The 25,127-nt window shown below is 69.7% G+C and carries 14 protein-coding genes; all 14 read right to left on the reverse strand.

The annotated features are described in order from the left end of the window. Positions 1-311 precede the first annotated feature (311 nt). The 14 genes from AC5RUW_RS09195 to glmU all read right to left on the reverse strand — a co-directional run bounded on the left by AC5RUW_RS09195 (position 312) and on the right by glmU (position 25,054). Positions 312-1,994 carry a hypothetical protein gene (locus AC5RUW_RS09195; protein ID WP_494160420.1) on the reverse strand — a complete coding sequence of 561 codons (1,683 nt, stop codon included), beginning with the start codon at positions 1,992-1,994 and terminating at the stop codon, positions 312-314. A 133-nt stretch (positions 1,995-2,127) separates the two neighbouring features. Next, positions 2,128-2,637, reverse strand: coding sequence for a hypothetical protein (locus tag AC5RUW_RS09200; RefSeq protein ID WP_494160421.1), 510 nt, complete (start codon positions 2,635-2,637; stop codon positions 2,128-2,130). Between the two features lie 266 nt (positions 2,638-2,903). Then, on the reverse strand, positions 2,904-4,091 hold the full coding sequence (locus AC5RUW_RS09205) for a DUF1972 domain-containing protein (protein ID WP_494160422.1): 1,188 nt from the start codon (positions 4,089-4,091) through the stop codon (positions 2,904-2,906). 11 nt (positions 4,092-4,102) lie between these two features. After that, positions 4,103-4,549 (reverse strand): FAD synthase family protein, encoded by a 447-nt coding sequence (locus tag AC5RUW_RS09210; protein WP_494160423.1) that lies wholly within the window; start codon positions 4,547-4,549, stop codon positions 4,103-4,105. Continuing rightward, on the reverse strand, positions 4,549-6,111 hold the full coding sequence (locus AC5RUW_RS09215; RefSeq protein WP_494160424.1) for a sugar transferase: 1,563 nt from the start codon (positions 6,109-6,111) through the stop codon (positions 4,549-4,551). The genes AC5RUW_RS09210 and AC5RUW_RS09215 overlap by 1 nt, the downstream gene beginning before the upstream one ends. Positions 6,112-6,413: 302 nt before the next feature. Beyond that, complete coding sequence (locus AC5RUW_RS09220; RefSeq protein WP_494160425.1) at positions 6,414-9,068, reverse strand: helix-turn-helix transcriptional regulator; 2,655 nt, start codon at positions 9,066-9,068, stop codon at positions 6,414-6,416. Between the two features lie 119 nt (positions 9,069-9,187). Next, the gene (locus AC5RUW_RS09225) at positions 9,188-11,962 is read right to left on the reverse strand and encodes a helix-turn-helix transcriptional regulator (RefSeq protein WP_494160426.1); all 2,775 of its coding nucleotides are present in this window, start codon (positions 11,960-11,962) and stop codon (positions 9,188-9,190) included. A 234-nt stretch (positions 11,963-12,196) separates the two neighbouring features. Beyond that, positions 12,197-14,941, reverse strand: coding sequence for an AAA family ATPase (locus AC5RUW_RS09230; protein ID WP_494160427.1), 2,745 nt, complete (start codon positions 14,939-14,941; stop codon positions 12,197-12,199). A gap of 285 nt (positions 14,942-15,226) precedes the next feature. Next, entirely contained in the window at positions 15,227-17,914 is a 2,688-nt protein-coding gene (locus AC5RUW_RS09235) for a helix-turn-helix transcriptional regulator (protein ID WP_494160428.1), read from the reverse strand. Further along, complete coding sequence (locus AC5RUW_RS09240) at positions 17,907-20,600, reverse strand: helix-turn-helix transcriptional regulator (RefSeq protein WP_494160429.1); 2,694 nt, start codon at positions 20,598-20,600, stop codon at positions 17,907-17,909. Before AC5RUW_RS09240 ends, AC5RUW_RS09235 begins: the two co-directional genes overlap by 8 nt. Positions 20,601-21,088: 488 nt before the next feature. Beyond that, positions 21,089-21,682 (reverse strand): aminoacyl-tRNA hydrolase, encoded by a 594-nt coding sequence (gene pth, locus AC5RUW_RS09245; RefSeq protein ID WP_494160430.1) that lies wholly within the window; start codon positions 21,680-21,682, stop codon positions 21,089-21,091. A gap of 9 nt (positions 21,683-21,691) precedes the next feature. Continuing rightward, positions 21,692-22,282 (reverse strand): 50S ribosomal protein L25/general stress protein Ctc, encoded by a 591-nt coding sequence (locus AC5RUW_RS09250; protein ID WP_494160431.1) that lies wholly within the window; start codon positions 22,280-22,282, stop codon positions 21,692-21,694. Positions 22,283-22,553: 271 nt separating this feature from the next. Continuing rightward, positions 22,554-23,537, reverse strand: a complete 984-nt coding sequence (locus AC5RUW_RS09255) for a ribose-phosphate diphosphokinase (protein WP_494160432.1) — start codon at positions 23,535-23,537, stop codon at positions 22,554-22,556. Next, positions 23,534-25,054 carry a bifunctional UDP-N-acetylglucosamine diphosphorylase/glucosamine-1-phosphate N-acetyltransferase GlmU gene (gene glmU / locus AC5RUW_RS09260; RefSeq protein ID WP_494160433.1) on the reverse strand — a complete coding sequence of 507 codons (1,521 nt, stop codon included), beginning with the start codon at positions 25,052-25,054 and terminating at the stop codon, positions 23,534-23,536. The genes AC5RUW_RS09255 and glmU overlap by 4 nt, the downstream gene beginning before the upstream one ends. Positions 25,055-25,127: the final 73 nt, after the last annotated feature.

Raw genomic sequence — 25,127 nt, forward strand, 5'->3', positions numbered from 1 at the left:
GCTGCGTGAGTACCATTCTGAGACCGATTTCCGTGCAGGTATCCCCAGCCGTGCGTGCAGTCCCTCAAGTGCCGCCAGGCCGGCTTTCGCGCCCAGACTAGGAACCTACCCGTACCCGGGGCACGGGTAGCAGGTACTCGTTCCGCGATGCCCGCATCAGGCGGCTACCTGCCGCGTACCTACGTCGATACCTACCCGGGCGTGCGGCACTCATCCGCGGCCAACGACCACGGCAGCGCCGGTAAGGGCCCCACCGTGGCCGTTGGGGGAAAGACCAAGCATGCAACACCCGGCCATGCCCTAACTGTCAATCAGCCGCCGGCTGTCACATTGACCGCCACCGTTCCACTCCTGACCGTGTTACCGAAGGGATCCTTGGCGACGATCTGATATGTGTGCTGCCCTTTGGTGAGCCCGCTGTCAGTGAAGCTCAATGCGGGCCGTGAATAGAACCGCGAAACCGCCTGGACGGTGTGAACGACTCTGCCGTCCCTGATTACCTGATAGGTCAGCACCTCGTTGTCCCGGTCGTGGTTGGCCTGCCAACCGACGGTGACCTTTCCGGCCGAAACATACTTCGCCGTCGGGTTCGCGGCGGCACCGCTGACCTGGGGTCCCTGCTTGTTGGGCGCCAGTCCCTTTCCGGCGTAGCGGACCATCCCCTGCTGCGGGGTGCCGTTTGCCGTGGTGAACTCGCCCACCATGACCACGTAGTTGCTGTTGCCGGTGACGGCCCACGGCCCCTGGTACTGGCCGGTCGCGGTGCCCGTGTTCAATGCCGGATACCAAGCCAGTTGACTCGGTGCCGGCTTGCCCCGTAAGAGAGCCCAAGCCGTCGGCGCGAGGACACCTGTGGCTGCCTTACTGAATGCAGTGGCGCGATACCAAGTCTGGGGTTTCGTCTCGGGGAAGCCCCCGCCGGGCAGGTTGACGCAACTGTGGGAGTGGCTGGCTACATAGACGGCGCTCGCCGACGCCCACACTCCGTAGCTGTCTCCCCGACAATCCTGAACCCACTTCAGGTTCCCGTCGGACCAGTTGCCGGCAAAGGCGCCCTCGAGGTTTCCGCCTCCCTTGTAGTGGTAGCCGGTGCCGTAGAAATTCGTCCCGTCGGAGTGCAGCGACAGGATGGCGGCTGTATCGCCGCCGTTTCTGACGATGCTGTTTACACCCAGCGACATGTTGATGCCCGAGAGCGCGTTGACGCGGGCCAGCCCAAACCCCGGGTTGCCGGAGCCGTTCATTGTGGTGAACGCACCGCCGATGACCATCTGCTGTCCATCAGGGGACAGGGCCATCGCGTTGACCCTCCCATTTGCCCTCGGCGCCCAGGAGAGCAGGGCGCCGCCGTTGGCCGCGACCGCAGCCAGCCTGGACCGCGCCGTCGATCCGACGGTGGTGAAGTTCCCGCCAAGGTAGACGAAGCTGCCGGTGGCGACGATGCTGCGCACGGACCCGCCGACCTTGGGCGCGAACGAATCAATGAGCGCGCCGGTTGCGGGATCCAGGGCTGCGAGCCTGGAGCGGGGCTGGCCGTTGACGGTCGTGAAATCGCCGCCTATATAGAGCCGCCGCCCGTCAGGGGACGCCGTCACGGCCAGTGCCTGCCCGTTAAGCTTTGGCGCAAAGGAGGAAACCAGTGCCCCGGTGGTGAGGTTGAAGGCGAGTATGTTGCTGCGCGGCACGTTCTGTGTGCCGGGTGCCGCTCCTGCCGGGCGGGCCTGGCTGAACTTGCCGACCACATACGCGGTGTTGCCGATGATGGCGCTCTGCCAGGCAACCCCGTTGTGCTGGGCGGTGGGCAACGCGTCCGCGGACACCGTGACGGGCGTTCGCGGGTCATTCGGATTGGCCGGTGCGGTGTCGGCCGAGGCGGCGCCCGCCATCGCTCCAAGTCCGCCTGCGGTCAGTGCGAGTGTCATGGCCAGTGCCGCGATGCGCCGGGCGGCGCGGCCAACGATGTGCCCGGAGGAACCGGGCTCGTACTTCTTCATACGTCTGCCTAACTGTGGGTGTTTGCCGTCCCGCGGTCAGTGTCCGCGGGACATTCCGGTGACAAACGGCTGCTCCTTTCCCTGTCCCCCGTCCTGGTCCCCCTACGCTGTGTGTGGCCGCTCCCGCCACCCCCTACCCGGGCGTCGGCCCCTCGAAGGCGAGGATCGGAGCCGCTGCGGAATAGTTGAACCGGATCAGCACCTTTGACCGTTGCTCCGGTGGTACCAGGAACACATAGGTCGCTTCGACCCGTTGTCCCGGCTGCACGCTGGACGGCAGGACGGTGCCCCCGGGCCCCATGAGCTCCATGCAGGGCTCCCGATCCGGACCCGCTTCAACGGTCAAAAGGGCGTCGGACAGATCGAGCGGCGAGGTGGTGTTGTTTACGACGCTGAGGCGGAAGCGGAGGGCGGGGCCGCCGATCTGTCCGATGCCCTCGGCCTCCCCCACCACCGCTTCGAGCCCGGTGACCGCTGCTTCGACGCCGCCGTGCCGGCTCGGCTGGTCGATCGGTGCGGGCGGGGCAACGGGCTGCTCTATCGCGGCCAGGTCCGCATCCGGCGCCGGCACGGGCGCGTTGGGGTCCATCGGAGGGGCGGGGGGCGGGGGCTGGGGTGCCGGCTCGACGGCTGGCTCGGTCACCGGGCCTGTATCCTCCTCCGGCGCCTGGCTAGTCTCCTCCTCCGGTGCCGGTTGGGGTTCCGCCTCGGCAGGGGGCACGGAGGGTGGGGCCGTCGTCGCTGTCTGCCGAGGGGCGGCGCTCTCTGTCCCTTCGTCCTGCTGCACGGCCGTCGCTTCCTGTTTGCCGTCGCCGCGGTCAAGCACCAGCACGGCGGCAACGACGGCCAGGACAGCCGCCAAAGCGGCCGCCGCAAGCCATCGTGCCCTTGCTGATCGCCATAGCCTGCTCATCGTGCTTCCTCATTCATTGATCGGCGGCGTCCGCGCGGCCGGCGGGCCGGCGTGCTTCGCCCGGCCAGGCGCAGGCAGAGATCCTCGTAGCCGAGAGACACCTCGTCCCAGTCGTAGGCTTCGGCATTCCGCTGGGCGAGCTTGCCCCGCAGGGCGGTCTCGGAGGGCGCCGCTTCGGCGTCCTCCGCCAGCCGCCCGACGTCGTCCGGGTTCCGGAAATACCGGCCCTCACCACCCAGCACCTCGCGGTTGAAATCGACGTCGAACGCATTCGTGGGGGCGCCGGCCCCCATGGCGCGCAGCAGGGAGGGGTTGGTGCCGCCCACGGAATGCCCGTGCCAGTAGACCAGGGCGTTGGCGTAGAGCTGGTCGAGCAGGTCCTGGTCCCAGAGTCCGCCGGTAAACCGCACCCGGGAATCCGCCAGGTCGTGGAGACGGCGCGTGTACTCGCGCGAATAGGGAGCGCTGCCCACCACCACCAACGGCAGGAATGCCCTGCTGTGGGCGTACCCCTCGATGATCAGGTGCAGGTGGTTCTCCGGTTCGAACCGCGCCACGGCCAGATGGAACCGGCCGGGCTGCAGGTTCAATCCGGCCAGCCGGTCGTGCCCCGGAGCGCGCTGCAGTGGGGCGCCGTACGCGAGATACGTGGTGTCGGCGTCAAACTCGCGCCGGTAGTAGTCCTGGATGCCACGTGCGTCGGCGATGAGGGCGTCGGACCACCGCACTGCCAGGGCCTCCGCCATCCGGTAGTAGCGCCGGCCGCTGGGTCCCCACTTGGCGCGTTTCCACTCCAGGCCGTCTACGTGCGTGGCCACAGGAACCTTTGCGGCGCGGAGGACCGGAAGCCAGGGGGCGTTGGCGGAGTTGAAAACGATGGCAGCGTCGGGCCGGGAGCGCTCCCGCAGCGCCCTGCTCAGCAGGTGGCCGACGGAGAGCCCGGTGTGGGTCAACGTCTCCAGGGAGCGTCGCCGGGCCGCCGGCAGGTGCACGAGCTGCATGCCGAGGTGGGTGGACAGGACTGGCGCGCCGGCAGCGGAGCGACAGTACACCGTCACCCGGTGTCCCCGGGCCGCGAGCCGGCGGCCTACTTCTTCGACGCAGGTTTCGAACCCCCCGTAGCGTGCGGGCACGCCTCGGGTTCCCATCAGGGCAATGTGCAGGGGGCGCGGCGTCGCGGCCATACGTCGTCCTCCTATCCGTCCGCCGTGCGTCGCGCAGCTGCCGGACCCAAGTTATAGAGTTCGAGAGTGCGGCGCAGGCGGGAGCTTGAGGTATGGGCGGTATAGGGGAAGTACTCCACCTCCACGCCCAAGGGGTACAGGTCCTGCTCGAGCTGACGGCCCCGGAGGGTGCCGCGCCAGTCGTCGCCCTTGAACAGCACGGAGACCCCCAGCTCCCGGCACATCGTGACCTTGTCGGTGGTTTCCGCAACGGCCTTGTCCACGCAATCGAGCGCTCCGACGATTTCCAGCCGCTCGGCCAGGGGAATGAACGGTTCCCGGCCCTTGCGTTCGACCAGGAGCTCGTCGGTGACCACGCCGGCGACCAGAAAGTCACATCCGGCGCGTGCCCGGCGCAGCAGGTTCAGGTGGCCGATATGGAACAGGTCGAATGCGCCTGCGGCGTATCCGACTCGCATCACCACGCCCCCACGGGGCGGAACATGACCCTGACCGTGCGCCACAGGATCTGCAGGTCGCCGGCCAGGGACCAGTTCTCCACGTAATACAGGTCCAGCCGCACCCCGTCCTTCCAGTTCAGTTCGCTGCGCCCGTTGGTCTGCCACATCCCGGTGATGCCAGGTTTGATGTACAGCCGCCGGTACACCCGATCCTCATACCGGTCGACCTCACGCTGTAGCGGAGGCCGCGGACCCACCAGGGACATCTGGCCGACAAGGACGTTCCAGAACTGGGGCAGTTCATCCAGCGAGTAGCGGCGCATCCAGCGGCCCACGCGCGTGACCCGCGGATCGTGCTGCATCTTGAACAGGAGCCCGGAGGCCTCGTTGCGGTCCAGCAGCCCCTCCAGGTCGTCTTCGGCGCTCGCCGCCATGGAGCGGAACTTGACCATCCGGAAGGTGCGCCCGGCACGGCCCACGCGTTCCTGCCGGAAGAACACGGGCCCCGGGCTGTCCCGCTTGATCAGGATGGCAAGCACGGCGAAGACTGGCAGCAGCAGGATCAGCGCCAGGGCGGAGCCCACGACGTCCAGGCCCCGCTTGAGCACGTGGCGCGCCCCGGTGTACTGGGGCAGCTCGACGTGCATCAGCGGCAGGCCCTCCACCGGGCGGGCATGGATCCTCGGCCCCGCTACGTTTGTCAGGCCGGTGGTGAGGATCAGTTCGGTGGAGGTCTCCTCCAGCCGCCATCCGAGTTCCTGCACGTACGCGCTCCCGCCCCGCACCGGACCGGCAACCACGACAGCGTCCGCGCGGAGCAGCCGAGCGGCGGCCACGACGCTCTCACCGTCGGCGAGGACAGGGTAGTCCCGGCCGTCGACCCGGAGGGCCGTGCGCCGTGTGGATGAGACCAGTGCGACGCCGAGGACCTGGTAGGCACCGCCGGCCTTGTTTTCGATCTGCTTGACGACATAGCGGGCGTCCCGGGAACGGCCGAGCACCAGGACGCGGGACTGGTAGCGGCCTTGGCTGCGCTGGTGTGTCAGCCAGCGCCGGAGCAGCCACCGCGTGGCAGTCAGTCCCGTGATGCCGCCGGCGAGGGCGATGGCGAAGAACCCGCGGGCGATGTCCACGCCCAGTACTACGCAGGCCAGGGCGACAACGCCCAGCAGCGTGACCGTTGCCGAGATGACCTGCTTGTATTCGTCGGCACCGATGCCCACCACCCGGTCGTTGCGGGTGCGGTAGATCGTCAGGGCCGCAAGCCAGCCTGCTGCGATGCACGCGGCCACCAGCACGTAGGGCAGCTCGATGCTGGCGGCCGTGACGCTGGCTGCTTCCGTCCCGAAGCGGGCCAGGTGCGCGGCAGCGACCACGGCAAGGATCACCAGCGCGTCAAAGGCGAGCAGGATCCTGCGGTACCGCCGGCCCCAGTGGAGCCCGACGGGCTCGCCGCTGCGGTGCAGGCCGGGAAACCTGAGATCCGAGCCCGTCTCCTGCAGCAGGGGGGACCGGGTTCGGCTGTCCGGGCCGGACCCGGCCGAAGGGACAAGCACTCCGGCTGCAGGCCGGGAAGTCACCGAAGGGGTCGACGGCGGCTGGGGGGAAGCCTTGGTCTCAGGAGGCTTCGACGCCGTCGACCCCGCTCGGGGGACCAGCGCGAGCGCTGGTGGTATTGATCGGGTGGTGCCCAACAGCGTTTCCGCAGAATGATCAGCACGCATCTTGAGACCTTTGGCTAGCTTCCAATCAACGATCAGAAGGCTAGGCGGGGCCGGACAGATACAGCACCAGTAACCGATACGCATGTTCCGGCTTCGGCTTCGCGGCCCGTAGCCGCCTTACCTGCCCAGGCCGGGGGCTCCCACTCTGTGCCGGGGGCTCAGCTACCCGAGGGTGGCGTTCCGCCGGGGGTGGCCGGAGCACGGGGACCGGGCTCCAACGCGCGGTACGCAGACTCGAGGTCCGCCCTGCGGCTGATTCCGAGCTTCACGTAGATCCGGTAGATATGGCCCTCCACGGTGCGCTGCGAGAGAGTGAAATGGCCCGCGATGTCCCGTGATCCCGCGCCCTCGAGCAGCAGGTGCACGATCTCGTGTTCCCTGCGGGTGAGCCGGACCAGATGCAGTGAAGGGCTGAGGTATGAGACCGTCACTCCCGCCAGCTCCTCACGGCGGCGTCGGAGCTGCTGGATCAGGGCCCGCTGTCGCCTCAGGTTGCCATGGTTGCCGTAGAACCGGATGGCATGGCCGATGCTCTCCACGGCCACCAGGTACTTGCGGTGCCGGACAGCTTCATCTGCGGCGGCCACCATGCGTTCCGGGTTTCCGGACGCCACCGCCTCCGCGTAGGCGAGCAGGGCGCGTGCCTCTCCCCCCGGGTAGTCGGAGGTGAGATCAGCCAGCCGCCGTGCCTGGCTGAGATCCCCCACGGCCAGGCAGAGTTCCAGGATGTCCTTTTCGGCGGTGCGGAGCCCCGCCGTCTTCGCCTGCTCCGCCGCCTCGCGAAGGTCACCGGGAATCTCGGCGTCGGCTCCCTCGCTGGCTGCGACGGCGGCGGCGGCGTAGGCCCGGGCGACGAGCTGCAGGTGAATCGGCGCCGTCTTGAGTGTTCCGGCCACCTCCTTGGCGTACCGGGCTGTCGCCATCGATTCCCCGACGACGGCGGAGGCGTATCCGGCTGCGCCCAGCGCAAAGGGCAGAAGCAGCTCAGGGTCGTTGCGGCGGAGGGCCTCAACGGCCGGGTGGAGCCGCGCGAGCCCCTCCCGCAGCCGTCCCTGATGCAGCTCGGCCAGGCCTTGGAATACGCCGAGGGTGCCCCCCGAGCCCAGCAGGTGCGCTCCTCCCCTGAGGCGGCACTCGGCCAGCAGCTCGTCGAGGTCCTCATAGCGTCCCAGGTGGAGCAGGGCGAAGGCATGCCGAACAACTGCGAAGGTACAGAACTCTCCCAGCTCCGACGACGCGCCTTCCAGCGCCCGCAACGCGGCGGAGGAATAGCGGACGGCTTCCTCCGGCCGGCCGAGGGCTGTCAGCGCTTCCGCCAGCAGACCATTCCCGATCAGGACGTCGACAGGACGCTGCCCGGGGTCATTCACCTGTTCGCGCAGGCGTGCCGCTGCTTCGTCGTACCGGCCCTCTGCCAGCAGCGCCCTGGCCTCGATCAAGGCAGCCCCGGCCGCCGGGACGCGGCCCGGCGACGCTGCCTCTTGTCCCTCCCCCGTGTCCTCGACTGCCGCCCGGTGTGCGATGCGGTTTTCTTCCCGCCGCAGGATGCCCGCCAGGCGACGGACGTCCTCACCCGATGCTCCGGTACGGTGCAGAAGGCGGGCCATCACCACCACGGCGCGTTCAAGATGCCCGGGTCCAGAGGCCGGCCCTACCGCGGCGGGCCCGGATTCGAGCACTCCGTCAAGGAGGACCCGCGCCTGGGCGAAGACGCCGGTCTCCACGTAAGCGGCCGCGATCTCCACCCGGGCCCCCGGCTGGTGTTCGGACGCCGACACGGACGCCGCAAGGCGGATCGCTGCCTGCGGCCGGCCCAGGCGGTTCGCGGTCGCTGCGGCCTCCAGCAGGGTCGCGTCGTCGGGACAGCTGCCGCACTCCAGTGCCCAAAGCGTGGACCTGACCTGCTGCTCGGCGCCCCGGGGATATCCCGGTCGCCCCGCGAACAGCGCATGGGTCCGGGCGCTCCTCGCCGGAGGTACCAGCTGCCGGAGCACTTCGCCCTGAAGTGGAACGCCAAGTTCAGTGGTTTCGGACCCATCCTGAGCGCAGACGAGAAGCCCCTCCTGAAGCAGCGACTGCAGAGCCGCTGCGTCCGTTGCCGAAGCCAACAGCGTCCTGGGAAGCGGCCCGGCCAGCGCTGCAGCCTCGAGGACGGCGCGCTGCTCCTGCGGGCGGTCGGCCAGCATCCCCTTGACCAGGTCCTCAAGGGGGCTCCCGTAGGTGTCCGGCAGCCCCTGCAAAAACCAGGCCCCGTTGCCCTCGGCAAAGTGGCCGGAGGTGCGCAGGTGCTCCACCAGCACCTTTGCATACAGCGGATTCCCGGCCGTCAGTGTTGCGATCACCGTGCCGGATGCCCGCAGGACCGGGCCCCCCAACAGCTCCTCGCAGAGCGCGTGTACGGCAGGCCCGTCCAGCGGTGTCAGGTCCACCCGGGCCAGGATCCCGTCGCGGGAAAGGGCGATGAGCTCCTGCACCTCCGGGGCCGCCGCCCTGGCGAGCACCAGCAGGCGGATTTCCCCGGAGAGAGCCAGCTGGCTCAGCACGTGGGTGCTGCCTTCGTCGAGGTGGTGCGCGTCGTCGACGACCAGCAGTGCCGGCGGCTTTCCCGTTTCCGTCCGGCGGCTGAACCAGCGCCGCACCGCCCGCAGCACCGCGAGCGGCGAATCCATGTCCCCGGCGTCTGCTGCTTCAAGGAAAGGGGCAAGGACGCCGTAGGGAACCTTGGCGAGCAGCGGGCTGCCGTACACCCATACGGGGTCCACAACCCCGCCCAGCCGTACCACGGTCAGTTCGGCCAGGCAGGACTTGCCCATCCCTTCCTTTCCCAGCACGACCGCACCACGCTGGGAGGGATTCAGGATGCCGGAACAGGCTTCCTCGACCTCACGTGACCGTGCTTCCGCCGCCCGGGACGATCCCTGCACCGTCGCAGTCACTTCACCGCTCCGCTGCGTTCCGAGAGCAGCCGGGCGAGTTCGCGCCTGCTGGCGACGTGCAGTTTTGAGTACACCTGGTACAGGTGCCCCTCCACGGTCCGCACCGAAATGCCCAGTTCCTCGGCGATTGCCTTGTTGCTTGCACCGGCCGCGGCCCGCACGGCAATCGTCCGTTCCCGCTGGGTCAGTGCGTCCAGCAGCTCGCTCGCGAATTCCGCTGGATCCGCCTGGCTGTTCCCGGTGCGCCTGGCCTGATGGATCAGCCGCACGGTGGCCCGGTCTCCGGACCCTGTCGCCATGGCCAGGGCACGTTCGGAGGCTTCGCGGGCCAAGAGTGCGTGGCCGCAGGCTGCTCCCATCTGGCCCGCTTCCAGCAGCAGCTGCACATCGAACGCCGCCAGCGCCTTGGCATAGGTTTCGCAGGACCGGGCGAAGTCTCCCTGCAGCCGGGCGGAGGTTCCCAGGACCTGCTCCACAGCTTCATGGTCCCCCAACCGCAGCCCGGTGAAACGCGAGAGCATCTCGAACGCCGCCGCCCCGCGCCGCCCGTCCTGATCGGCGAGGTTCCGCAGCCGGTCCACCGCCCGTTCAGCACCCAGTGCCGCATCGGCAAGAGCAGCGAAGTGCCGGGCCGTCCGGCGGATCACCCAGGGCCCGCCGTCGCGCCCACGGTCCCGAAGCTGCAGACACCGCCTGGCCTGATCGGCGTCACCGAGGAGTGCGAAGCTGTAAGCCGCTGCGGCCGCCGCCGGAGGTATCAGCCAGACCGGGCCGGTGGCCAGGAGCTGGGCCAGCCCCGGCTCCAGCACAGCCAGCGCATCTTCCGGCGAGCCGGCGCATGCCTGCCGCAGGCCCTCCCCCAGGTCCGTGAGCAGCGGCGAGGACAATTCGTGCGCTGCTGCCAGCTCCAACAGCCGCCGTGCCGCGTCCAAGGCACCGGTTGCCACATAGGTGGTGAGCAACCGCTCCGCGGCGGCGATGCGGGCACCCACGGAGCAGCTGCGGTGCGGAAGCATCTGTTCCACCTCACGCGCACGCTCAAACGCATCGGCCTGGCGGTCGGTCAGCCCCAGCGCCTCGACCAGCAGTGATCCGGATGTCAGGCGGAACCCGGGGTCGTAGGCTTCAGCGAGGTCCGACAGCAGGTTGATGTTCTCAGCGAACCGCCCGTGGGCCGAGTTGCAGGTTGCACGGGCCAGCAGCACCTCGCGGGCCAGGCCCGGGTCCGTTTCCGATACGCCTGCGGCTGAGGCCATGCCTGCCGCCTGGTCCAGGAGAAGCTTATGCCCCCGGACATGGTCCTCACCCCATCCGGCCAGGTGGCCGCTGTCGGCCGCGCCGGTGGAGGCCATGCACAGCAGCCGGCAGCGCGCCAGGATCAGCCTGACGGCCGTGCCGTCCGAGGCGTCGACGCCGTCGGCAAGCTGCAGGACCTGTGCCGCGCCCGCAAAGTCGCCGAGTTCGATCCTCGCGCCGGCAACCATGAGCAGTGATTCGGGATGGTCTTTCCACTGAACGGCAGCAGGAACCAGGGCCGCCGCCGCGGCGGGGTCGCCGGACTCCAGCGCAGCGGCCGCCGCAGGTGCCGCGTCTGCGGCATCCAGCGGCTCGTCGATGCTCAGGCGCCAGCGTGCTTCGGAGAGCGGCTCTCCCCGTGCGTCTCCCAGCTCGCGGCGCAGGCGGCGTCGCTCTGTCGTGTTGACGGTGGCCAGCACTGCGCCGGCGAGTACCGGGGCAGCGATCCGCAGCCCCGCGACGGGTGCCGGGTCCAGGACAAGCAGGCCGCGTTCCTGCAGCCTGTCGACCGCCTCGGATCGGGTGAAGCTTTCAGCATCGGCAAGCCGCAGGAGCCCGGCGAGCGCGACGGCGTGCAGCAGGTCGCGCTCGTCGTCCGCCATCTCTCCGACGGTGTCAAAGACGGCTTCAGCCATACGGGACAGCGGTTCCGGCCCGGTGGGATGGAAGACCCAGGTGCCCTGATCCCGGCGGAGCCAACCGCCTTCGCGGTAATCGGCGCAGGCAAGACCAAGCAGCAGGGGGTTGCTTCCGCTGACGCTGCGCAGGCGCTGCACGGCGGTCCGCGTGACCGGTCCGCCCAGGTGCGCCCGGACCAGGGCAGCGGCGTCAGCTGCGTCGAGGGCCGGTACATCGATCCGGTCCATCAGTCCTTCGCGCCACAGCCCCATGAATTCCCCCGGGGCACGGTTCAGGTCGCGGAAAGCCGCCACCATGGCTGCCGCTTTGCCCAGCACCAGCTGGTTGAGGACCATGGCTGAGAACTCGTCCAGGTCTTCGGCGTTGTCCACGGCCAGCAGGACGGGGCGGCCGTCGGCCCGCTCACGGATAAGGTTGCTCAGCCCCCGCAGGATCAGCACGGGATGCGCGGAGGCCTGGGGGTCAAGGTCTGAGAGCAGGAAGGTCAGAGCGCCGAACGCCGAGCGGCCTGCGAACTCCGACCCCCGCACCTGGACGACATAGTGATCTTCGCGGCGTCGGAGCACCTGCTGCATCAGCGAGGTTTTTCCGATGCCGGGGCCCCCCACCAACAGGCAGCCGCGGCCCGGCCCTGACTGCAGTGCGAGATCGATCCGGTCAAGAATCCAGGAACGACCGTCGAGAACGAGGGCCTCCGCCGGAGGTTCGTCTCTGCGGGGCGGCGGGGCGGCAGCCGAGGTGCCGCCGGAGGGGAGGTAGCCGGTGCCGCGGGAGGAGCCAGCTGCTCCTGCCGCCGGTCCCGGAGGATACGGAGAGTTGTGGTGGGAAAGCTGCACGTCGAGACCCGTCTATTCTCTTCGATGTCGGCTGAGCTGCCTGCCGTCCCCTCTGAGCCGGAGCAGCAAGTGACTGGAGAGTAAAAAAGAACAAGAAGTGTCGTCGTGAGTAGGAGACACCAGCCCTTGGCCTTCAATTACTTAGCCCCGCCATCCGAAGGAAGCAATGAGCTACTCGGATTGCTACTCGCAGCCCCGGTTCCGCCGGTACGAACGCGTGGTTGGCTACCTGGGTCAGGGGACGGTGGAAGGCACCACCCACTCGCTGGAACCTGCCTGCGCGAGAATCTCCCGCAGCTCCCCCCGGCCCGACACGCGAAGGGTTCGGAACATCCGGCCCAGATGCCAGTCCACGGTCCGGGGCGACAGGTGCAGGTCGCGGCCCAGAACCGAACTTGATTCGCCTTCCGCCGCCCGGAGCAACAGCGTCCGGTCAAAGTCGGGCAGCCGTTTAATTCCCTCTTCAACCCGGTTGGCGTCCGCGAGCAGGCGGTAAGCCTGGTTCTCCAGCTGCCGGAGGTTCCGGGAGAGCCGCTTCTCGCCGCTGGCCGACGCCGCCTGCTGCGCTGCGGAGGCGGCAAAGTACGCCAGACGTGCCTGCCCGGCGGCCAGCGCCGTGCGGGCGACCTGGGCCAGGGCCTGCGCGTCGTTGCGTGAGAGCCCGGCGCTGAGTGCATCGTGGAGGATCGCGGCCTGGCCCTTCGCCGATCGCGCTGCCCTCGCCAGGTCTTCCACGGCTGCCGTCCGGCCATCAACTACGGCGGCGGAGAGGTTTAACAGCGCCGCTCCTACGTTGCCGGCGGCAAGGTTGCGCAGCCCCAGCCGGTGCAGGCGGGGCGCGGCGGCCGGTCCGCGGCCGGCCGCCGTACCGAAATGTTCGGTCAGGACCGCGGCCAGAACGGGTGAGCGCGCACGGTGCCGTTGGGCGGCCGGACGGGGCCATGCCGGCAGTCCGTCGGCGGAAGCGTCTTCGACGCGCGCCGCTCCTGCACCCGCCGCGGCCAACCGGTACAGTCCATGACGGTCCATGGTCGCGAGTTGGGCAAGCGCGGGCTCCAGCACCCTTCCGGCGGCGTCCGCCCGGCCGGCGAGCAGATGCGCCAGCCCGGCCGGGACCTCCCAGAGGGCGCTGCCGGGGTGGGAGGGCTCGCCCGGGCTGCGGCAGGCCGCCTGCCGGCAGATCCGCAGCACGACGGCCGGCCGGCCCGCCAGCAGCAGGACGAGCTGAAGCTCAAGGAAGGCCGCTTCCAGGTCCATCAGGTCCGTGTCCTCCGCCGCCCCGCTGCCGATTTCACCCAGAAGATGCTCGGCCAAGGCTGCCGCCTCGTCCGCCGCGCCCTGAACCGCCAGACTGCGGGCCGCCGCTGCACCCGCGGCAAGCCGGTCCCGGAACGCGGCGGTGTCCGCGGTCGATCCGGCCAGCCCCGAAGGGGCAGGTTCCCAGTGTCCCAGGCGGTGCAGTACCTCAAGCCTGGCCGGCTGCAGGACGCCGTGCAGGACCGAACGGCTGGCTGAGCCGTCACCGCTGTCCAGGGCCTCAAGGCGGGCAACAAGTTCCGTCTTCGCCTGCCTCATGGCTTGCTCAGCGCGGCCGCTGTCCTCGGCCTCCCGGACTGAGAGGGCACCGGCATCCGAGCTCGCCTGCACCGCGGCCGCCAGGACATGGATGAGTTCGAGGCAGGTCCGCTCGGGTGAGTCGGTATCGGGGATGAGCACTTCCAGCGCGCGCTCCGGACGGTACTGCAGCCGCGCCGCAGCCAGCTCGATCGTGGCCCGCGGATGGAGTGTTGGGCCGGCCGCGTCGGCCATCAGTTCCACCGCGGCGTAATCGCCTTGACGGCGGCCGCCGCGCAGCGCACGCACGAGCTCCTTTCCCCTCAGAGTGTGTCCGCAGGAGGCCAGCCACTGGCCCGCCGCCAAACAGGCCGCATCAGATGCCTGGGACAAATTGAGGCGGCGCCCGTAGGTCTCCAGCAGGTCCAGCCGGCGGCCGAGCGGTACGACTGCCGGCAGGACCTTCGCGGCTGTCGCCGACCGCAGCCTGGCAGTCACCGCTCCGCCGGTCCTGACGGCCAGCAGTCCGAGCTCCTCCAAGCCGTCGACGGTGTCAGGGCCGGCCAGTGCCGCAAACAGCGGGACCGGAAGCTCGGAGCACAACGCCAGCAGATCCAGCGCATCGCGCTGGGCGGCAGTGAGCCGACGCAGGCCGACTTCCACGCGTTCAGCCAGCTCGCCGGCAAGGGAGAGCCGACCGGCCACGGCGCAGTAGCCGGCCTGGAGCCGGAACCTGCCGGCCGCCAGCTGGTCGCGCGTGGTGAGTTCAGCAGCCAACGGATTCCCACCCGTGTATCGCCAGACGTTCTCCAAAGCCTCGGCGGTGGGCGGCGCACCGGCAACCCGGTGCATGAGGATCCCCAGTGAGGTGCGGCTCAGCGGGCCGAGGTCAATGCGCTGCAGCAGCCCGTCGGACCATAGCCGGGCGAGTTCGGGGGCGCAGGCGGAAAGGTCGGGTGCGGCCACCAGGAGCGCGACCACGCCCTGGCGGCACAGCTGGGTGGCAACCATGACGGCCAGGTCATCAAGCCGGTCGGCGTTATCAAGCACGAGGACCGGCCGACGGCCGGCAGCCCGCGCCGTCAGGAGCTCCTTCAGACCACGCAGTACGAGGACGGGGTTGTCGACGGTATCCCGCGGCAGATCCGACAGCAGCCAGGCCAGGGCGCCGTATGGAGTGCGGGCCGAGGTTTCGCTGCCCCGCACCCATACGAAGCAGGAGCCGGCCGTCTGTTCCGCCACCGCACGCATCACGGCGGTCTTTCCGATGCCGGGCGGTCCCAGCAGAACCGCCCCGCCGACGTCAAGGGCACGTGCAGTACGCCCGGTGGCTTCCGCACGGTCGATCAGCCCCGTTGCCCCGGGGCGCTGCTGCCAGCCGCTTGCCGGGCCCGGCGCGCGCGACAGGAGGGATTGCGTATTCATCAGGTGGTCTTGGCGGGCTGCCCGGTGACCCGGCGCGTATAGGACATTGCGTTCCTTGATTCAAGAGACCATCACCGCTCAGGCGCCCCCCGGCACCGATGGAAGGGTACAGCGGCGGCCGGTGCGGCGGCTCCAGTAGCCCTACTGGTCTTGGGCGGGGCCACGGCAAGTAGCACCCCTGGTCACGTGCGGGAATTACTGTGGTCGAAAGGATCGAATACCCGTCTGCCTCCACCGGCAAAGGACCCGGCCAATGAGTGGACATACGGTGCAGCCGACGTGGGGTCAGCTCCCCCGCGCCTCGCCTGCCCCGGTTCCGCTCTCCAGCCGGTCGAGGGCCTCCCGCAGGTCCTCCCGCCGGCTGATCCCCAGCTTCTCGAAGGTGCGGTAGATATGCCCCTCCACCGTCCGAACGGACAGGAGAAGGCGGGCAGCGATCTCCGCATTCCGGACTCCCTGGGCCGCCAGGGCGGCGACGTCACGTTCCCGCCGGGTCAGGGTGGAGGAAACACCTGTCCGCGGGGACGGCGTTCCGCGGGCGATCCTTCGCTGGATCCGATGGCTGAGTGTCCGGTCTCCGCTGCGCCTGGCCAGCCGCAGCGCTTCCTCAAGACACTGCCGTTCCACTCCCGTGAACGGCCTCGGAGGGTGATCCTCAGGGACCATTCGGAGAAGCTCGTCGATGTCCTGGTCCACCACGGCACGCGCGAAGCGGCGCATCTGCACGGCCTGGGGGCCCTCGCATTCCTCCGCGAGTTTCAGCAGGGTTCCGATGTTCGACAGGTCCCCCAACCGGACGGCCATGCTGCGCAGATCGAATTCAGCCGCGGTCTGTCCGGCAGCCGAGGCCTCTTCCGCCGCGGCATGGAGGCCCGCAAGGTCCCTGTCGCCGGCTGACAATGCCCGCGCAGCCGCAACATACCCCCGGCAGATCAGCCTGTACTGCAGCGGCCCGCGCGGCGGCCGCGCGGCCAGCAGCGCGGCGACCTCCGCCGCGCACTCCGCCTCCTCCTGCTGGGCAGCCTGGATGGCCGCGAATCCCAGCGCCAGCGTCAGCAGCCCTTCCGGATCACGTCGCCGAAATCCGGCCACAGCGACGCGCAGCCGTTTCAGGGCACCCGCGGAGTCTCCCTGCCGGGCACTCCTCACCGCCAGGCAAAAGTCCGCGGTCCCACCCAGCTGCAGCTGCCCCCGCAGGGCGAGGGTCCCATCCTGCTCCAGCACGTCCTCCAGTTCCTCCCATCGGTCCAGCCACAGCAGCACGGCAAGGTACCGGTGAAGGATGAACAGGTAATAGCTCTGGAAGCGCCCGTCGTTTCCCTGCACTGCGAGAAATGCCTCCCTGGCAGGCTGCAGCGCCGTTTCCGGCCGCCCGGACAGGACATGCAGGTCGGCCAGGATGGCGTGGGCGATCAGCACCGATTCGGAATCGCCGGCTGTCCGCGCCTCTGCCAGCAGCACCTCAAGCTCGGGCTCGAGGGCCGACGCAGCGGGGGCGTCCAACCGGGCCAGGCAGGCGAGCAGCTTGGCGCCGCGCCGGGCGGAGGCCGTATCGGACCGCCTGCTGTTCGGTTCCAGCCGGTCGATCGCCGCCGCCCAGCGGCCACACAGCTCCGCCAATTGGTTGGAGGATTCCTGTCCAGGCAACCGCATGGTCGCCTCGGCAATGACCGCGTTGCGCAGGGTCAGGTGGTCCGGCGCCTCTTCGACGGCGTCCCCCAGCAGCTCCAACGCCCGGACAGTCTCTCCCTCCTGCAGGCGTGCCCGGGCCTTCTCTACGCGTGCCGGAATCAGCAGGGCCGGGTCGTCGATACCGGCAGCGGCCCGCGCAGCCAGATCGGGTTGGAATCCGTCGTTGGCGAGCCGCGCCGCCCGCAACAGCTGGGCAGGCGCGACCTCTTGACCGCAGTCAAGAGCCCACGAGACCTGCCGCAGTGTCTGCTGCCTCCCTGTGGCCGTTTCGGGAGCCGCCGCCAGCAGTCCCCTGCGCAGCCGTGTGCTGCGTGCCGCCGGCACCATTCGCCTGACCACCTCGGCGTGCAGCGGATAGCGCGGGCACAGGAGCCGGGGATTGTCCTCCGTCAAGGTGACCAGCTCGGCTTCCACCAGCACGTCAACCGCCCGGTGCAGGCCCATCCGGAATGCTGCGGTCAGCGGAAGCGGATCCGCCAGGACGACCAGCTCGAAGGCTTCCCGTTCCAGCGGCGTCAATCCTGCCAGCTGGGCCCGAAGCAGGTCACCGAGCCGCCCCTCGGACGGCAGCGTCCGCTGCTCCATCAGCCACACCCCGTTAAGGTTCCGGAGTCCCCCTGCCCGTTGCCCTTCCTCGACCAGGGCCAGTACAAACATCGGGTTACCGCCGCTGAGGGCGGCGAGCTCGATCCCGCTCGTGTACAGGAGGGGGCCGCCCAGAACGCGTTCGCAGACCTCGTGGACCTGGTTTGGTGTCAGCGGCTGCAGCCTGAAGCGCGCCAGCAGCCCGTCCCAGACCTGGGCGGGCAGTCCGGCCGGCAGCTGCTGAATGGACCGCGCCAGCAGGAGCAGGCGGATCCGCCCGGAGGAGGCGAGCTGGGACAGGAGGTCGGCGCCGGGCTCGTCAAGGAGATGGGCGTCGTCCACCACTACCAGGGTGCGGGGCAGGGCGTCCAATGCCTCGCGGTCGAGGTCCAGTTGCTCCAGCAGGGCGCGCATCACCCCAAGCGGCGAATCCGCATCGGAATTCGCCAGCGTCGGGAGCAGCGGCGCAAGGGCCCCGTACGGGATGTTGGTCAGCGCCGATGAGGCGTGGACACGGAAGATCGAGAGTCTGTCCTCCAGCTGGGTCAGCAGGGCATTGGAGAGCGCAGTCTTGCCCACGCCCCCTTCACCCACAATGAGGGCTCCCCTGCTGCCCGGCCGCGTCAGTTCCCCGGCCAACGCGGCGAGTTCCCGCTCCCGCCCAACCAGCCGTCCAGCAGCGGCGCCCTCAACCATCCTGTCCTCCGGCCCCCGGATCCATCTGTTCGCGCAGCTCAGCCCGGCCTGAAACACCGAGCTTCGCGAAGAGCTTGCCGAGGTGCCAGTCCACGGTGCGGGGTGACAGGTTCAGGGCCGCGCTGATCTCCTGCCGGCTCAGGGCGCCTGCCGCCCGGCGGGCCAGGTCCCGTTCAAAGTCAGTAAGGCGGGCCAGGCGGTGTTCCATCCGGTTCCGGTGCCGCAGGGCCCGGCGGGCCGCGCTTTCGAGGCTCCGTGCCTCCTGCGCTGTCAGGCTGCGGGGACCGGGCGCCGCCTGCCCGGCTGCCCGGGCCGCGTGAAGGGCGAGCAGGTACTGATGCAGCTCCAGCGCGGTCCGTGCGGAGGCCATGAGGTCCGCCGCGTTGCCGCTGAGCCGGCCTGAGGCATAGCCCGCCAGCGCAGCTGCCCACGGGCCGGTCGCCTCTGCGGCGAGGACGACGATTTCCTGCAGCACGTCGTCGCGCCCGGATTCGGCGGCCGCGGCCAGCTGCAGGAGGGCCATGGCGGGCTGGCCGCGCTCACGGGCGTGACGGGCAGCAGCCAGCAGCTGGTCCGTTACAGGTTCCTCCGTGCCGGCGAGCTCCGCCTGCAGCAGCAACAACAGATGAAGCTGTTCCATCAGCCAGCCTCGGTGGTACTTGGAGACCGCCACCTCGCCGGCGAGGGTCCGGGCACGCGGGACGTTACCCTGTTGGGCATGGGCGCAGGCCAGGCCCGCCTGTGCCAGCGGCAGCTGGTTGTCCGGATCCCGGTGGCGCAGCTGGCTGACGGCGGCTGCCAGAAGATCGACGGCGTCGTCGGCCCGCCCGCCGAGCACCGCCGCCAGGCCGCGGGCCATCTCCCCGGCGCTGCCGCGGAACGTGGCCGGTTGCGGGGGCAGCGCGAGCCGGTCCCACGACAGCTCGGCGGCGGCGCAGAGATCTCCGCTGAGCACGCACGCCTCGAACAGACGCCGGTAAACCTCGTCCTGACCGGCGGCCGGCATCTGGTCGCTCAGCAGCGCCTGGCCGGCGGACACGGCCGCCATGGCTCCGGTGGCGTCGCCCTGGGAGGCGAGGATTGCTCCGCGGAGGGCGAATGCCGTTGCACGGGCCGGCAGCGCGTTGCTGTTGTCCTTCGCGAGGACCTCCAGCTGCGCCGGGTCGGCGTCGCGGCCGGCCCCGGTATCCAGCGCGAGGGACGCACGGGCCAGTTGGATCCGGGTCCGGCCCGCCGCGGCAGAATGCCAGGAAGGGTCTCCCGCGGGCCGGACGGCGTCGTCGCTGTCCAGGTCCATGGCAGCTGATTCCAGGATGGCGGCCGCACGTGCGGGGTCGCCGGTGGCCAGCTCCAGGCGGACCTGCAGAAGCACCAGGTCAAGCCGGCTGCTGGGGCAGTCCCGGTCCGCCGGGTCCTGTGGTTTGGGACGGGAAAGATACCCTGCCAGGGCGTTGGAGGCTTCGACGATCCTGCCCATCTGGGTGAGCGCCTCGACCTCCTCCACCACCGTGTCCCTGGTCTGCGCGGCAGGCTGGACGCAGCGGACGTACCGCAGCGCGGCCGCGGAATTACCCGAGGCGTTCTCCAGCCGCGCCGCCGCCAGGGCCAGGGCCGGCTCCAGGGAGCTGCCGCAGCGCAGGGTCCAGGCGGCGTAGGCGGCTACGGCAGCGGGTTCAAGCTCTTCCGGGCTGACAAGTGCGGACACTTCCTCCCACAGTTCGCGGCTGCGCCCGGCGGGGACCGCCGCAGCCACCAGGGCGCCGGAGGCGGCAATGCTGATGCGGACGACAGGTGCCCGGGTCGCGGTGATCTCTATGGTCCGCCGTTCCTCCATTGCCTCAACAGCCTCGCCCGGCACCAACCGCAGCACGGTGTCCAGCGGCAGGACGACCATAAGCGCGAGGACTTCCACCAGCTTGCGTTCCCCCGGGGTCATGCGCCGCAGGCGTGCAGCCATAAGCTCGGCGATCTCGCCTGTATGCACGTACGGGGCGGCGAGCACCCACGTTCCGTCACGGCGCACCAGGGTGCCGGCGTCCCGCTGTTCACGGGTCAGCAGTGTGACGTAGTGCGGGTTCCCGCCTGACTCGCTCCACATGCTCGCCGACGCCCGGGCCGACACCCGCCCCTCCAGCAGCTGCTCCATCAGCTGCGCGGTCTGCCCCCTCGTCAGCGGTTCCAGGTCGATCCGGGCCAGCAGCCCATCGGACCATAAGGAAGTGAACTCGGCCAGTTGCCCGGTCATGCCCTCCGCGGTGGCCAGCATCGGAATGCCGAAGGCACGCACCAGCTGGCTGATGACCGACACCGAGGAGCGGTCCAACAGGTCGGCATTGTCGACCACGAGCAGCGGAGTCCGTCCTCCCGCACGGCGCGTCAGATGGGCATGCAGACGCGGCAACAGGAGCACGGGACTCAGGCCCTGCCCTTCGGGCAGCTCGCTGAGCAGCCAGCCCAGCGCGCCGAACGGTGTCTTGGCCGAAACGATGCTGCCGCGGAGGTGGAAATAGCAGTAGCGGCCGGCCAGCTCATTGCACGCCGCCCGGACCAGGACGGTCTTGCCCACCCCGGAAGCACCGACCACGACGGCGCCCAGTCTGCCGCCGGCCACGGCGTCGATGAGCTCCCGATACTCCTCAGCCCGCCCGATGAGCTGGGCAGCGCCCGGCTCGGATCCGATTTCCATATCTATCCCCCTGTGCGGCTCGCCGCAGCGGGGCTTCCAGCTGGCTGCGGAAGCGCCGCTGGGTTGAGAGTACGCGCTGGCCCGCAAGCCGTCCACCAAAAAATCTGTCCGCCGTCACGAGCCGGAATCCGCCGTTCCAGCCCTGCAGGGCGCCTCGGCGGCTCCGCGCCGAGGCCGAAGAAGCCCGACCGGGCCAAGGCAAAGAAAAGGGACCGACGCCGGGATGGGGGTGGCCCAGTCTCGGAGGCCTCCCGGCGCCGGCCCCGTCTTCGGAGCCCGTGGTGCTGAACCTTGTGGGGCTCCTTAAATGGTAGGACGGTGCCCGGGGCACAACAACGGGTCCCGGGGGGAACAGGTGCACGGGAGAACTACCCGAAATTGTTGGCGGCATACCCGTTCATCGCAGGTCTTGTCCCTGTCGGCAGCCGCCCGGCGCGGGATGAGGGGTCCGCCGGCCGCTGGGAAGGGGCGGGACCGGCCCCCGGGGATCAGCCTCCGGAGGACTGGGCGTGAACCTTCTGCTGGGCGGCGGTGAGGCCTTCGCGGATCAGCAGGTCGACGGCGTCGGCCGCATCCGAGATCAGGAAGGGCAGCTCGCGGGACTCGACGGTGCCGAAATCCTTGAGCACGTAGTCCGCGGTGTCCATTCGGCCCGGCGGGCGTCCCACGCCCACACGGACCCGCAGATAGTCCTTGGTACCCAGGGCCTTGCTGATGTCGCGCAGGCCGTTGTGGCCGCCTTCGCCGCCGCCGCGCTTAAGCCGCAGGGCGGCAAACGGGATGTCGATTTCGTCGTGGACGGCGATGACCTGTTCCGCCGGAATGTCGTAGAACCGGGCGAGGGCCGAGACCGGGCCGCCGGAGAGGTTCATGTAGGTGGACGGTTTGGCCAGGACCAGCCTGGGCCCGCCCGGGAAGAGCCGTCCTTCAAGCACCGAGGCGCGGGCCTTGTGGGTCTTGAAGCTGCCGCCCATTCGCCCGGCCAGCTCGTCCAGAACCATCTGGCCGACATTGTGGCGGTTGCGCGCGTAGCCGGGCCCGGGGTTTCCGAGCCCGGCTACGAGCCAGGTGTTGCTGTTCACGCGGTGAGGTTACTCGGCGTTCTCTGCGACAACGTCACCCTCGGGGGTCTCGTTGGCGGAGGCTGCAGCCGGGAGGGAGAGGTTGGCGACCATGGTCTCGGGGTCGAGGATCAGCTCGACGCCGGCCGGCAGCTGGACGTCGGAGGCGTAGACATGCTCGCCCGCGCCGCGGCCTTCGATGGACACGGTGACGACCTCGGGGAGGTTGGTGGCGTCGGCGGAGAGCAGCATGGTGACGGCCTCCTGGGTCACGACCACGCCGGGGGCGGGCTCGCCGTCGAGGTGGACAGCAACCTCGACCTCGACCTTTTCACCCTTGCGGACGGTCAGCAGGTCGATGTGCTCGATGATCTGCTTGATCGGGTCGCGCTGGATGTCCTTGGCCAGGGCCAGGTGGGCCTCGCCGTCGACGTCGATGGACAGCAGGGCGTTGGGGGTGCGGACGGCGAGCGTGGTCTCGCGGGCCGGCAGCAGGATGTGCATGACGTCGGCGCCGTGACCGTAGATGACGGCGGGGATCTTGCCGGCGACGCGTGCCTTGCGGGCGGCGCCCTTGCCGAATTCGGTGCGGGCGGTGGCGGCGAGCTTCTGCTCGGACATGGGGTTCTCCTGATGGTGGGTGTTCCGGGTCGCCCGGGCGGGGACCGCGGAGCGCCACGGCCTGCAGTGCAGGCACAGCTGTGGAGATCCGGCCACCGTCGATAACGGAGTCCGTCCGCAGTGCGGACGGCTCCCTCGCCTAGGCATCGCCATCCATACTACAGCAGAGGGCGGGGTCCTGATGATCATCAGGACCCCGCCCTGCGCCGCCGGCTCCGGCTCCGGCTCCGGCTCCGGAGGACCTTGCGGCGCCGCCCCCGGAGCGTACGTGCTACGCCTTGCCGTCGAAGAGGCTGGTCACGGACCCGTCTTCAAAGACCTCACGGATGGCCCGCGCGATCAGCGGCGCGATGGACAGCACGGTGAGCTGATCGAACCGCTTGGCCGCCGGAATGGGCAGCGTGTTGGTGACCACCACTTCCCGTGCGCCGGACTCGGCCAGCGTGCGGGCGGCGGGGTCGGAGAACACGGCGTGCGTGGCCGCGATGATGACGTCCTTCGCGCCGGCTTCCTTCAGTACCCGCACGGCACCCGCGATGGTGCCGCCGGTGTCGATCATGTCGTCGATCAGCACACAGGTCCGGCCCTCGACCTGGCCCACGACCTGCTTGGAGACAGCCTGGTTCGGCACGGTGAGGTCCCGGCTCTTGTGCACGAACGCGAGCGGGGCGCCGCCCAGGCGCTCGGCCCACTGCTCGGCGACCCGGACGCGTCCGGTATCCGGGGAAACCACGGTGACGTTGGAGACATCCACCCGGGTGCGGATGTAGTCGGCCAGCAGCGGGATGGCCATCAGGTGGTCGACCGGGCCGTCGAAGAAGCCCTGGATCTGCGCGGTGTGCAGGTCGACACTCATCAGCCGGTCGGCGCCGGCCGTCTTGTACAGGTCGGCGACCAGGCGGGCGCTGATCGGCTCGCGGCCGCGGCCCTTCTTGTCCTGCCGGGCATACGGGTAGAACGGGGAGACCACCGTGATGCGCTGGGCGGAGGCCCGCTTCAGGGCATCAATGGTGATGAGCTGCTCCATCAGCCAGTTGTTCAGCGGCGCCGGGTGGGACTGGATCACGAACGCGTCGGTCCCGCGGACGCTCTCTCCCGGACGGACGTAGATCTCACCGTTGGCGAAGTCGTAGGCCGCGAGCGGCAGCAGGTCCGTATCCAGGCAGCGGGCGATTTCCTCCGCCAGCTCCGGGTGGGCCCGGCCAGTGGCCAGGACAAGCTTCTTTTCACCCTGGGAGGTGATTTCGCTGCTCATTTGGATTCGCTTTCTTGCGTGGAGGGTTCGGTTGCGGGAGAGGAAGCTTGTGCCCGGGCCGCGGCCTCGGCGGCGGCGGTTCCGGGACGGTTGGCCCCAACCCAGCCGTCCAGGTTGCGCTGCGGGGCCACGTTGATGGCCAATGCGCCGGCGGGGACATCCTTGCGGATCACGGTGCCCGCTCCGGAGTAGGCGCCGTCGCCCACAGTCACCGGGGCCACGTACATGTTGTCGGAGCCCATGCGGACATCGGAGCCAATCACCGTGTGGTGCTTGTTCACACCGTCGTAGTTGACGAAAACGGACGCGGCACCGATGTTGGAGCGCTCACCGATGGTGGCGTCGCCGACGTAGGACAGATGCGGGACCTTCGAGCCGGCGCCGATGTTGGCGTTCTTGGTCTCGACGAACGTACCGATTTTGCCCTTCTCCCCCAGCACGGTGCCGGGGCGGAGGAAGGCGAACGGGCCGACGTCGGCCCGTGCGCCGATGTGCGCTGAGGAGCCGTGGGTGCGCACCACTTTGGCGCCTTCGCCGACGACCACGTCGGTGAGCGTGGTATCCGGGCCGATGACGGCGTCGCGGGCAATGACGGTGCGTCCATGCAGCTGGGTGCCGGGCAGGACGGTGACATCCTCCGCCAGCTCGACCGTGGAGTCGATCCAGGTGGTCGCCGGGTCGACGACGGTGACGCCGGCAACCATCCAGCGGCGCAGGTTGCGCCGGTTGTGTTCGGCGCCGAGCGCGGCGAGCTGGACACGGTCGTTGGCGCCTTCGACCTGCCAGTAGTCGGCCACGGTGCAGGCGGCGACGCGGCCGCCGTCGGCCCGGGCCAGGCCCAGGACGTCGGTCAGGTACATCTCGCCCTGGGCGTTGTCGGTGGTGACGCGGGCCAGCGCACGGCGCAGCACGTCCGCGTCGAAGGCGTAGATGCCGGAATTGACCTCGTTGACGGCGCGCTGGGCGTCGTCGGCGTCCTTGTGCTCGACAATGCGCTCCACGGATCCGTCGGCTCCGCGGATGATGCGGCCGTATCCAGTGGGGTCGGGAACGACGGCGGTCAGGACGGTGACGGCGTTGCCGCCGGCCTGATGCTCCTGAACCAGGCGGCGCAGGGTTTCGGCCTCGAGCAGCGGCACGTCGCCGTAGGTGACGACCACAGTGCCTTCCAGCGGAGCCGCGGCGTCGAGTGCCTCCAGGGCCACCTGCACGGCCCGCCCGGTGCCGGGCACCTCGTCCTGGTCGACGATCCGCACGGCGGGCGACAGGGCGCTGACCGCGGGAGCGACGAGGTCCCGCTCGTGGCGGACGACCACGGCGAGTTCCCGGGGTGAAAGCGCCTCGGCGGCCGCGACCGCGTGCCCGATCATGGGCGTACCGCCGACGGGGTGCAGGATCTTGGGGGTGCGGGACTTCATCCGCGTCCCGGCGCCCGCGGCCAGCACGATGACGGCTGCGGGGGCTGCGGATGGTGGTGCGGGGTGGACTCCGGGGGTATGCACTTCCGGGCTCGTCACGAAGGGGTCGCTCCTTTGTCTGCTGCTGCCGGGGTTTTCTGCCGCCTATGCCCCGCGCTGTCATGTCGGCCGG

It is taken from the genome of Arthrobacter sp. Y3222053, assembly GCF_059092805.1.